Below are 12,311 nucleotides of genomic sequence, written 5' to 3'. Positions count from 1 at the left end.
TTTGTAACAAGTAGCCTAGGCCTTTGGTTTAATTGGCTTTAGGTCATTAATAGGTTCAGGAGAATTGGTTAATGCCTTTTCCTGTTGTTTCTTTTCCTGTTTCTCGTCGTTATCCTGTTCATGAGGTAATCTGCTGCACGCAGCTACTAACAATATCAGAACCATTACCGTGGGGGCAGTAATTAGTCGGAAGGTGCGTTTCATAATGTTTTAAATTTACTGTACTTAGTTTACTTTTAATTGGCTAATCTTCACAGTATGAATGTGATTGGGGTAAAGCAAATTTATATATAAAAAGCTTTAAATGTTATTTTAAATTTAATTTTTTAACAAAAATTAGTAATATAATTATAAAATAAATGAAATAGTCGAAATTTAATTACGAAAGGTGTAGTTCGTCGGGTTTTATTGCTTTTCTTCTAACATGAAAAGTAACGTGTTTAAGATCTTAAATGTATTAGACTTAAAGACTTACTTTTTTAGAGATAATATGTCTTAAAGTATGTAATAATAAGTTCGCTTTAGCATTACTAACGCAACTTGTGTAAATTGCTTACATTTGGTATTTAAATAAAGACCCTCAATGAAGAAGTTGTTTTATAATCTGTTACTGCTTTTTACGGTAGCAGTTCAGGCGCAATTACAAAGTCCGGCCGAATTTATTCCCGGTTACGGAAGTCAGGTAAGCTATTACCATGAACTGGAAAACTACTTTAACCACTTAACAGAAAATTCAGACTATATACTTAAAAAGCAATATGGCTATACCTATCAGGACAGGAGCCTTAATGCTTATTATATATCTACGCCTCAAAACCTAAAGGAGTTAGAGGATATAAGGAAAAATCACTTATACCAAATAGGTATGCTTGCCGAAAAACCTGTAAAGGTTAATGACAAAGCTATAGTATGGCTTAGCTTTAATGTTCACGGTAATGAACCCGGAGCTGCCGAAAGTGCTATGAGCGTAGCTTTTGAGCTTATTAACCCTAACAATAAGAGAACTAAGGAGTGGCTTGAAAATACCATAGTAATACTGGATCCCTGTTTAAACCCTGACGGATATTCCCGTTACGGAAACTGGCTTAGGGATGTAACCGGGCAAATGCTGCACCCGGGGCATACCGACAGGGAGCACATGGAGCCATGGCCGGGAGGAAGGCAAAACCATTATGCCTACGACCTTAACCGTGACTGGGCTTGGCAAACTCAGGCCGAATCGCAACAGCGTATTAAACTTTACAATAAGTGGATGCCAATGGTACATGTAGATGTACACGAAATGGGGTATAATGAGCCTTATTTCTTCCCGCCTGCGGCAGAACCTATGCATGAGTACATCACTCAGGCACAAAAGGATTTCCATATGGCTATAGGGGAAATGACCTCAAAACGATTTGATCTTAAAGGTTGGAACTATTATACCCGTGAACGTTTTGATTTGTTTTACCCTAGTTATGGAGATACTTACCCAAGCTTTAACGGAGCTGTAGGTATGACTTACGAACAGGGTGGTATTGGTGCCGGTAGGGCAGTAGTAATGAGCAACGGAAATGTATTAACCTTACAGGATAGAATAGATCATCATACAGAAGCAGTGTTAACTGCCGTAGAAACAGCTTCCTGGCAAAAAGACAAACTGGTTAAAAACTTCAGGGAATATTTTAAGGAAGCTCAGGATAAGCCTAAAGGGAAATACAGTACTTATGTCATTAAAAATAGCGGAAAAACTCAACAGCTTGCCGAGTTACTGGAGCGCAATAATATTCAGTTTACGTTTGCTAACGATACTAAAAAGCTTGATGGCTACAGTTATATGGATAACGATGATAGAGATTTTACGGTTGAGCCAAACGATCTTATCATTAATGTAAAACAACCTAAGGCGATATTGACACAGGTGCTGTTTGAGTCGGCACCAAAACTGACCGATAGTCTTTCTTACGATATTACAGCATGGGCACTGCCTTATGCTTATGGTGTGGAGAGCTATGCCTTAAAGAACAGTTTTAAAATTAAAACCAAAGCTAAAGTTAACTACAAAGGTAAGCTGGATTTTGAAAGGGTATATGCCTATTACATTCCGTGGAATGGCAGAGCATCGGCAAAAACACTGTCATGTCTGTTAAAGAGTGGTATTAAAGTTCGTTCTGCCAGAAAGGCATCATCCTTTAGGGGAATAAAAATAAAACCTGGTGATCTTATTGTTTTAAAGGGAGACAATCAAAACATGTACGATTTTAAAAACAATATGGATATGCTGCTGGAAAGCAAACCTGATTATGAGGTTATGGAAAGTGGTTTTTCGCTGGAAGGCGGCGATCTTGGCGGGGAATCATATCCTTTATTGAGTGCGCCAAAAGTATTACTGCTTGCAGGAGAAGGTGTTAGTGCTACCGATTTTGGGCAGGCATGGTTCTACTTTGACCAAATGATAGAATATCCTTTAAGTATTATTGATATAAGAAATGTAAACAGAGTAGACTTTAGTCAGTTTACTACCATAGTCCTGGCAGACGGTTATTATGACTTAGATGAAAACCAGAAAGATAAATTAGATGGTTTTATTGCCGATGGTGGTAAGGTTATTGCTATTGGTAACGCGCTTACCGTTTTTGAAGACAGGTCAGGATACAGCCTAACCCGCTTCGCTTCGGAAGCTGATAAGATGGCCGAAATGGAACGCAGGGAAGAGGAAACTCTTGAAGCCCGTTTTATGGATTACAAGAACGCTGAAAGAAGATCAATTTCTGAAGCGGTTCCCGGTGCTGTTATTGAAAATGTTATCGATAAAAGCCATCCACTTTCTTATGGTTTAGGGAATAAGTATTTCAGCCTTAAAACCAGCGATATGCATTATCAGTTGTTAAAAGATGTTTGGAATGTGGCTTATGTGCCTCAAAACTACATCAGCTTTGGTTTTATAGGTAAGAATTTAAAGAAAAACCTGGAGAATACTGTAACGTTTGCTGTAGAGCAAAAGGGTAAAGGACAGGTAATTTATATGGTAGATAATCCGTTATTCAGAGGTTTTTGGGAAAACGGAAACCTACTGTTTAGCAATGCCGTATTTTTAGTAGACTAATTATAATAAAATGAAAAATAAGTTATTAGATAAGGTGTTTTACATCTTTGCAATGGTTACAGCAATTACATTAACGAGTCCGTTTTTTAATTATAAACCAACAACAGAAGGAGCAGGAGAAACCGGAGACAACTGGTTTATATGGGGTGATTTTAATTTACTGGATGTAGTTACGGGTGGTTTACCAAGATTTGCTAAAGTGCCTATAGCTCCGTTTTTTAAGGTACTTATAGTATTCTCTGCCTTAGTACTTGCAGCAACAGTATTTCAGTTTGTAGGTGCTTTATTCAGGCAGCGTAAACAGGTGCTTTTTGCAGCCCTTACCGTTTTTATTTTCCTTTTGGGCGGACTTATTTATGTAACAACAGGTAGTTTTGGTGTAACAATAAAAACGGGTTATTACCTGTTTATGGCATTTGAGGCTGTAGTTGTAGCGCTTGGTATATATGTAGGCAAAAAACAAAAAGCGGCAAACGCTTAATATAAACCCTAATCATTAACAAACAGCAACCATGAAGAAACTTTTGTTTTTCCTTGCCTTCGTGGCTATTCCTTTTTTTGCTTTTTCTCAGGAAACAGCTAAAGAAAAAATAAGTAGAGGTGTGCAATTCCATGACCAGAGGAATTACCGTGAAGCCATTGCTGTTTATGAAGAAGTAGTTGCTAATGATGATAAAAACTGGGAGGCTTATTATGAAATGTGCCTGTCTTATTTGTCGTTAAAAGAATTTAAAAATACTATTAAGTATGCTGATATCGTTATTGATTCTGATAGTGATATGGCACCTAAAGGGTATTACATTAAAGGAGTGGCGCTCGATTATTCGGGTAAACATAAGGAAGCTATAAAAGTTTTTAAAAAAGGGATTAAAGTTGCTCCTCAATTTCATTCGTTATACTACTCCCTTGCAATAGTAGAGTGCAGACTGGAAGAATATGACGAGGCTGAAAATTACCTTCAGGAAGGATTACATCAAAATCCTTTGCACGGCAGTAGTCATTTACTGTTAGGTAAACTGAATTATGATGAAAGAACAAAATCACTCTTAGCGTTTTACAATTTTCTTATCATTGAGCCCGTAGGTAAGAGGGCTAACGAAGCATTAACACTCATAAAAAAGAACCATAGTCTTGGTGTTGAGTTTAAGGATGATAATAAAGTGAATATCACATTAAACTCTTTGACTGTTGATAGTGAGTTTGGAAGTGCAGAGATGTTACTTTCCATGTCTCAGGCATTAAGGAAGAGTGAGGAATATGCTGATAAATCAGATTTTGATTTTTTTGCCGATAATACTAAGTCCTTTTTTATGGTTTTGGGAGAGCTAAAGGAAAACAAGAAAAAGAAAGGTTTTTGGTGGGATTATTATGTAGATTTTTTCTATGATTTAGCTAACAATGAAGAGATGTATGAAACTTTTATGTATTACATACATCAGGATATACAAAATACACAAGTAGAATTATGGTTACAGGATAACCCTGAAAAAGTAGATGCTTTTTTAGACTGGGTTTCCAATTATAAAAGAGTTTAAGGATACACACCATAACAACCACTATAAACCAAACAATGAAGAAACTTTTATTGCCTATCACAGCATTTTTATTATTGGCGTGTCATAATGATATGGATGATACCGGACCCGAAAATGGTAATAACACTGGCGAAACCCCGGGTGAAACAGTTGTTGATTACAGGCAGGAAATGCGTCAGCTTGTTATAAGTATTAGCCAGAAGGGGAAAGCTTCAAACGGCAATTTTGCAGTAATACCTCAAAACGGTATTGAACTGCTTACTAATGACGGAGATCCGTTTGGGTCAATTAATACTCCTTACCTAAATGCCATAGACGGACACGGACAGGAAGATTTGCTTTACGGATATGATTCAGATGATGTTGCTACTCCTTCAGATGAGACCGATTATCTAATGGAGTTTTTAGACCGATCTAAGGAGTTTGGTAAAACAATACTGGTTACTGATTATTGTACTACCGAATCTAAAGTGACAGACTCATACACCCGTAATGAGGATAACGGTTATATATCGTTGGCAGCTCCGCAAAGGGAGCTTAATGCTATACCGGGGCAGGCTCCGCATAACGAGAACGCTAATGATATAAACCACCTTAGCGACGCCAAAAACTTTCTTTACCTTATAAACCCTGAAAACTTTGCTACTAAGCAGGACTTCATTACTGCCGTATCGGTAACCAATTATGATGTGGTGCTAATGGATATGTTTCTTGGCGGGGAGAGTTTTACCCAACAGGAAATCACTCAGCTTAAAACTAAGGCAAACGGAGGTGTCCGTATGGTAATTTGCTATATGTCTATAGGTGAGGCAGAAGACTACCGTTATTACTGGCAAAGTGGATGGACAACGGGAACACCCGAATGGCTTGAAGCCGAAAACCCAAGTTGGGCCGGTAACTATACCGTGCAATACTGGAATGACGAATGGAAAAATATAATTTATAACACACCAGACTCATACCTTGATAAAATACTAAATACAGGTTTTAACGGGGTTTACCTCGACATTATTGAAGCTTTTGAATATTTTGAACAGTAACACATAAACGCTTTTTCAGTAGTGTCATTCTGAATGTAACGTAGTGAAGTGAAGAATCTCTAAATTATTTATAAGAGATTTTTCCTTCGTCAAAATGACAAAGTATTATTAACAGCACTTTTGGAACAGCTTTTTTTATTCCAATTTCTTTCCAGATTCTTGTTTCATTTTTGCATTGTAATTAACTGAAACAGGATGTATGATGAGAATGAAATTTTTATTGCTAACAGTATTTTTAAGTGTTTTTTGCAATAGACTTACTGCCCAGATAAGTTCGCCGGGACTGGGAGAAACCAATAATGCCAGTTGGTCGGCAATTGGTATAAAACAGCAATTAGACGAAAAAAACACATCGGTTAGTTATGTGGGGTTTGGACGTATTAGTGGTATGGATGAGTCTAATCCGTTTGGGTATCCGGCACTGTTCGTACTCAATGAAGAAGTATCCCACAAAATAAACAATCACTGGAAATACAGCGGAGCGATAAGTTACAGGAGAGCGCACGAATATGGTGAAGATGTTGCTGAACCCGAACAGGAAATGATAGAGCAGGAGTTTAGGCTATATGGCAGGGTAAAATATACCACAACTTTGGGTAGGTTTAAATGGACTAATACTGCCAGGCAGGAAGCCCGAAAGTTTTATACCGAAGACTTTTCACGAGTGCCCGATGATTTACAGTTACGTACCCGTTTAAAATCACAACTGTATTACTCTTTAGACCACGATAGGGAGAATATAGTTACGGCAAGTGCCGAGGCATTATTCTCCATAAGTAAAGACAGGAGTGAGGGCTGGGATAATTTAAACTACAAAGAAGCCCGTTTTTGCCTCTATTACACTTACAATCCCGATGATTTCCCGATGATATTTGATGTGGGTTATATGAACGATTTAATAGGGACAGGGAACAATATAAGTGATGTTAGCTATATAGCTTTTGATATTATTATTGAGAATCCGTTTTCCTCTTAATTCACTGTTGTATGTAATACCGGGTCTGTTCCAGGTGCCGTCACTGCAAAGTATAAGCCTTTTCATACTGTTAGTTTTATATAAACAATAAAATTAAACAGAATGTATGTTTTTTATATCAGGGCGTTTTCCCCTTTTTGGCAGGGGAAAAGAGGAGAGGTTTTAATGAAACTTAAAAAAACGCTCCAGTACCTCTTCCAGCATTTCGCCAGTTAAAGGTTTTGTTCTGAATGCCGAAAGGGAACCCAGCGCATTTGCCTTTTCCACATCGTCGGGATTTTCAGAAGTGGTAAGCATCACCACTATCATTTTGCAGTGCAGACTTTCATCAAGAGTTGCATATTCTTCAAGGAATTCCCATCCGTTCATTCCCGGCATATTGATGTCAAGAAAAATAAGATCAGGATGCATCTCGCCGTTTTGATCTTTTTGTTTAATGTAATCCAAAGCTTCCTCTGCCGATTCTTTTATTACAATATGCTTAGCGGCATCATTCTTTCTAATCACCCTTTCATGAAAAAAGTTGTCAACCTTATTGTCGTCAACCAGCATTATGCAATTTACCTGCCTTTTCATCACTTCGTTGCTCATTGTTATCTATAAATTTTGAGATTGTAAATTTGAATGTACTTCCTTCCCCGGGTTCTGATTCTACCCATATTTTTCCCATGTGCAGTCCTACTATTTTATAGCAGTGTGCCAGCCCAATGCCGTGCCCTTCAAACTGCCCGTCTTTGTGCAGGCTTTTAAAAATTTGGAAAATACGTTCAAAATAGCGGGGGTTAATACCTATTCCGTTATCACTAACCCAAAACTCATAGTAATTTTTTTCTTCATGACAATGAATTTTAATGATGGGGGCGATATCATTTTTACGGAATTTAATAGCATTATTTATAAGGTTTTGAAAAACCAGTCGTAACTCCAGCCTGTAAGCATAAAGATGTGGCATTACACCATATCGCACTTCTGCACCCGATGCTGATATGAGTCCGTTAAGGTCAGATACTACATCTTTAAGCACATCGTTACAGTCAATATAAACCAGTTGCCTGTTTTTACCCAAACGGGCAAAATCAAGTAGTGATTTTACTAACATACTCATGCGTCCTGTAGCGAGGTTTATATGTTCAAGGTAAAGTTTTATTTCGGGGTTAAGTTCTTTGCCGTGGTCTTCTTCTATAATCTGTATAAAGTTACTTACTGTTCTAAGAGGTTCCTGTAAATCGTGTGAAGCGATATAGTTAAACTGTTCCAGCTCTTCGTTTTTGTTTTGAAGCTCTAAAACCTGTTTGTTAATAATGGCTTCCTGTTCCTTACGTTTGGTAATATCTATTACCGATGCCAGTATAAGTGTACTGTCGCCTGTGGTTAAGGGGTTAAGCCCAATTTCTACAGGGAACTCAGTACCGTCTTTTCTCATACCGTGTAAATCCCTTCCGGCACCAAAATAACGTGCGGTTGGGGCTGCATGGTAGGAGTTTCTGTTTTTAGGGTGATGATGCCTGAATTTTGTAGGTACAAGCAAATCTATTTTTTGCCCAACGAGCTCGTCTTTGGTATAGCCGAATATTATTTCGGTTTGTTTGTTTACAAGGGTTATGGTACCTGTTTCATCGGATATGATAAAGGCATTGGGAGCCGACTCAATTACGCTTTTAAAATGCACCTCTGCCAGTTTCTGTTTCCTTTCCGACTGGTTTATGGCATTGGCTGCCTTATAAATAAATACAAAACAGATTATTATAAACAGAATAGAGCTTAAAGCCAGGCTGGGTTTCATGCTGAAAATAGTTCCGTCGTCTGTAGTGAGTACATTATGCTTATACAGTTGCATACGTATGTAGGTAAGCACGGCAATAAGCCCCATCATCCTGAAGAATAGCTTTTTTGCTATTATGTTTCCGGTTTCTCTTTCCAAAAACAGTTTTACAACCCCAAGGCATGGATTTAGTGCTGCTGCACCTATAGATAGTATGGCAAAGCCAATAGCCGTGTGTATGGCTATAGGTGTAAGAAAAGTAAATTTATACAGGCTGGGTACGTCAAAAAAGTAACCAACTATACATATTAACGATATTAGGCTTACAAAATGAAAAGCGTACTGAAAGTAAAGCCTTAGGTGTTTAAACAATGTTTGCCCGAAAAGAGATAATCCCATAACAACAAACAGTACTGCTGTAATAGGAGACAGGCGACCGGGGTAGGCTTCGTTTTTTAAAAAACCTTCAACATCAGGGTACAGTATTTCGTCTATACCTAGATTTACAGCAAAAATTTCCTGTGAGAGTGATACCAATGAATATACCGCCACCAGTAATTCGATGGTTAGTATGGTAGGGGAAACTCTTTTAGTAAGCGAGGTAATAATAAGGCATACTGACAGCAGTAAGAACGATACTGCCGTATTGAACTTCATGGAGATATAGCCGTCAAGTATACTCTTTAACGTGCTTATATCCCACAACCATCCTACTAAAACCGCTGAAGCGAGTAAAAATACCAGTGCACCCGCTATGGTAACAAAGCGAACTTTTTTAATGTTCTCAATCATAAACAATAACCAAATATTAAAAATGTACGTTATTGGTAGGTGTACGGATGCTAAATTATGGTTATTTATTTATATTTTAACTATTTTCTTTCAAGTTGTAAGATTCTTGCTTTAAAATGCAACTTTGTGTAGATAAGTGGTTTTGTATGGTTTAAAAATTTATAACCATTCAAGGTCTAGTTTAGTTACTTTTTTAAACTGTTGTAATTCGGCTTCTGTCATAAAGTCAAATACTACGCTTTGCCCTAATGAGTATACGGTAAATTTTCCTGTTGTATTATACTTTTCGGCAAGTGCCTGAATGTTTTCAAATAGAGCATGGTCTGCCCAGTCATTATCAAATGTTAGGTCATATTTATAATGGTCACCGTTAATGTTAAATGAAACCCATGCTGTTTCATTGTCAAAGTCTATGTTGTCCTGCACATTAGTGAAATTGAGCTGACCATCGCTAATCCTTTCAAGGCTTTTAATTATATCCACATAGTCACCTTCATTTTCGATAGACTCATAATCAAAATGCCAGCAGTTGTTTGATATAGGTTTATCTTTAGTATCTGCAATTTCTCCCCAGGTGTAATACATCAAGCTGTAAGGTTCAGTTTCATAATCTTTCTCATTATATAAATAAAGAAGGTCGTTTTTATCTATTTCGTTATTAAAGGTGTACCCAAGTTCTTTAAATGCAGTTAGCTGCTGCTCAAAAGTGACTTTTGGTATTTTATGTACATTTTCCTTTAGAAATTTATAAAATCGTGGTCCATATATTATAGTAGTTACTATTATCGCAATGTAGATACTTTTCATTGTAAGGTATTATAGGTTGTTGGTTATTGTTTGTGTCCGACAGAAGTTGATAATTTCTGTCAATCTGTTAAAAGTAATAAAAATTAAAATGTCATCTTGTCATATTGTTCTGTCATTTTTATGAAATTTTTCTCTTGGCATAATGATTGACTATTTACAACCAAACAATAAACATAAATCGAAAATCCAAAATAATAACTATTAAACGATATGAGTAAAATAATTGGAATTGACTTAGGAACAACCAACTCGTGTGTAGCCGTAATGGAAGGTAACGAGCCTGTAGTTATTCCTAATGCTGAAGGAAAAAGAACAACGCCATCGGTTATCGCTTTTGTAGAAGGTGGTGAAATTAAGGTAGGTGACCCTGCAAAACGTCAGGCGGTTACTAACCCTACAAAGACAATATCATCCATAAAACGTTTTATGGGTAACAAATTCTCTGAAAGTTCAAAAGAAGCCAGTAACGTTCCTTATAGTGTAGTAAAAGGTGATAACGATACTCCACGTGTGGATATTGACGGTCGTCTATACACTCCACAGGAGCTTTCGGCTATGACGCTTCAGAAAATGAAAAAAACTGCCGAAGATTATTTAGGACAGTCTGTAACCGAAGCGGTTATTACCGTACCGGCTTACTTTAACGATGCTCAGCGTCAAGCTACTAAAGAAGCAGGTGAAATTGCCGGACTTAAAGTAAGAAGGATTATTAACGAGCCTACTGCGGCTGCCCTTGCTTACGGTCTTGATAAGGCTGGTAAAGACCAGAAAATTGCTGTATATGACCTTGGTGGTGGTACTTTTGATATCTCTATCCTTGAGTTAGGTGACGGTGTGTTTGAAGTACTTTCTACTAACGGAGATACACACCTTGGTGGTGATGACTTTGACCAGGTAATTATTGACTGGTTAGCTAACGAATTTAACAGCGAAGAAGGTGTAGATCTACGTAAAGATGCTATGGCATTACAACGTTTAAAAGAGGCTGCAGAGAAAGCTAAAATTGAACTTTCATCTTCTACGCAAACTGAAATAAACTTACCATATGTAACTGCAACTGCAAGCGGACCTAAACACCTTGTAAAAACTCTTACAAGAGCTAAGTTTGAGCAACTTGCTGATGATTTGGTAAAACGTTCTATGTTACCATGTGAAAAAGCACTTAAAGATGCAGGTATCTCTAAATCAGATATTGATGAGGTTATCCTTGTAGGTGGTTCTACACGTATCCCTAGAATACAGGAAGAAGTAGAGAAATTCTTTGGTAAAAAACCTTCTAAAGGTGTTAACCCAGATGAGGTTGTGGCGATTGGTGCTGCTATCCAGGGTGGTGTATTAACAGGTGACGTGAAAGACGTACTTCTGTTAGACGTTACTCCGCTTTCATTAGGTATTGAGACTATGGGTGGTGTTTTAACTAAATTAATTGAGGCTAACACAACTATCCCTACTAAAAAATCTCAGGTATTCTCTACAGCGGCAGATAACCAACCATCGGTAGAAATCCATGTACTACAGGGTGAAAGACCAATGGCACAGGATAACAAAACTATAGGTCGTTTCCACTTAGACGGTATTCCGCCAGCACAAAGAGGTGTGCCTCAAATCGAAGTAACATTTGATATTGATGCTAACGGTATCATCAAAGTATCGGCTACAGATAAAGGTACAGGTAAATCGCACGACATCCGTATCGAGGCTTCTTCAGGATTAACTCAGGAAGAAATCGAAAGAATGCGTCAGGAAGCAGAAGCTAATGCTGATGCTGATAAAGCTGCAAAAGAAAAAGTAGATAAGCTAAACGAAGCTGATGCTATGATTTTCCAAACAGAGAAACAGCTTAAAGAGTTTGGTGACAAACTATCTGACAGTAACAAGCAGCCAATCGAGTCGGCTCTTGAAGAGCTGAAAAAAGCTTACGAAACTAAAGATGTTGCTACTATCCAACCTGCTCTTGATAAAATCAACGAGGCTTGGAAAAATGCATCTGAAGAAATGTACAAAGCACAGGCAGAAGCTGGTGCAGGTGCTCAGGGTGGTGCAGACCAAGGTCAGCCACAGGGTGAAGCTCAGCCGGAAGGTGACAACGTACAGGATGTAGACTTTGAAGAAGTAAAATAATCCGAGTACTACACAATGGTAGTACAAAGTATTTAGATAAAAAATGCCCCGCAATTGCGGGGCGTTTTTGTTTATATATGTTTCTTACAGTTTCTAATTGTCATTCTGAACGCAGCGATAGCGAAGTGAAGAATCTAAATCAGATTAAAAGAGATTTCTCCTCTCCATTTCATTACTGTCGAAATGACAAAAC

Annotated in this window: 10 protein-coding genes; 6 read left to right on the top strand and 4 right to left on the bottom strand. The window is 37.7% G+C overall.

All coding sequences use genetic code 11. The features are described from left to right. Window positions 1–15 precede the first annotated feature (15 nt). A complete protein-coding gene (locus GN157_RS01805) occupies window positions 16–204 on the bottom strand; it encodes a hypothetical protein (RefSeq protein WP_157481423.1) in 189 nt (62 codons plus the stop codon). A 379-nt stretch (window positions 205–583) separates the two neighbouring features. Here GN157_RS01805 and GN157_RS01800 point away from each other — a divergent pair, with 379 nt between their 5' ends. From GN157_RS01800 to GN157_RS01780, 5 genes are all read left to right on the top strand, one after another. Then, window positions 584–3,085 (top strand): M14 family zinc carboxypeptidase, encoded by a 2,502-nt coding sequence (locus tag GN157_RS01800; RefSeq protein ID WP_157481422.1) that lies wholly within the window; start codon window positions 584–586, stop codon window positions 3,083–3,085. A 10-nt stretch (window positions 3,086–3,095) separates the two neighbouring features. After that, complete coding sequence (locus GN157_RS01795; protein WP_157481421.1) at window positions 3,096–3,566, top strand: hypothetical protein; 471 nt, start codon at window positions 3,096–3,098, stop codon at window positions 3,564–3,566. 31 nt (window positions 3,567–3,597) lie between these two features. Then, window positions 3,598–4,620, top strand: a complete 1,023-nt coding sequence (locus GN157_RS01790; protein WP_157481420.1) for a tetratricopeptide repeat protein — start codon at window positions 3,598–3,600, stop codon at window positions 4,618–4,620. Between the two features lie 35 nt (window positions 4,621–4,655). Next, on the top strand, window positions 4,656–5,660 hold the full coding sequence (locus GN157_RS01785) for an endo alpha-1,4 polygalactosaminidase (RefSeq protein WP_157481419.1): 1,005 nt from the start codon (window positions 4,656–4,658) through the stop codon (window positions 5,658–5,660). Between the two features lie 199 nt (window positions 5,661–5,859). Beyond that, complete coding sequence (locus GN157_RS01780; RefSeq protein ID WP_157481418.1) at window positions 5,860–6,636, top strand: DUF2490 domain-containing protein; 777 nt, start codon at window positions 5,860–5,862, stop codon at window positions 6,634–6,636. 162 nt (window positions 6,637–6,798) lie between these two features. On the opposite strand, the gene GN157_RS01775 is transcribed toward GN157_RS01780, so the two are convergent. The 3 genes from GN157_RS01775 to GN157_RS01765 form a co-directional block, all read right to left on the bottom strand. Beyond that, a complete protein-coding gene (locus GN157_RS01775) occupies window positions 6,799–7,227 on the bottom strand; it encodes a response regulator (protein WP_231749031.1) in 429 nt (142 codons plus the stop codon). Next, a complete protein-coding gene (locus GN157_RS01770) occupies window positions 7,178–9,190 on the bottom strand; it encodes a sensor histidine kinase (RefSeq protein ID WP_157481417.1) in 2,013 nt (670 codons plus the stop codon). The genes GN157_RS01775 and GN157_RS01770 overlap by 50 nt, the downstream gene beginning before the upstream one ends. A 159-nt stretch (window positions 9,191–9,349) precedes the next feature. After that, on the bottom strand, window positions 9,350–9,997 hold the full coding sequence (locus GN157_RS01765) for a hypothetical protein (RefSeq protein WP_157481416.1): 648 nt from the start codon (window positions 9,995–9,997) through the stop codon (window positions 9,350–9,352). Between the two features lie 210 nt (window positions 9,998–10,207). Here GN157_RS01765 and dnaK point away from each other — a divergent pair, with 210 nt between their 5' ends. Then, window positions 10,208–12,118: a molecular chaperone DnaK gene (gene dnaK / locus GN157_RS01760; RefSeq protein WP_157481415.1), complete on the top strand. Its 1,911-nt coding sequence runs from the start codon at window positions 10,208–10,210 to the stop codon at window positions 12,116–12,118. The last annotated feature ends 193 nt before the right edge of the window (window positions 12,119–12,311 follow it).

Source organism: Flavobacterium rakeshii (assembly GCF_009741375.1).
Classification (GTDB): Bacteria; Bacteroidota; Bacteroidia; order Flavobacteriales; family Flavobacteriaceae; genus Flavobacterium; species Flavobacterium rakeshii.
This window is presented reverse-complemented; position numbering and strand designations above follow the sequence as displayed.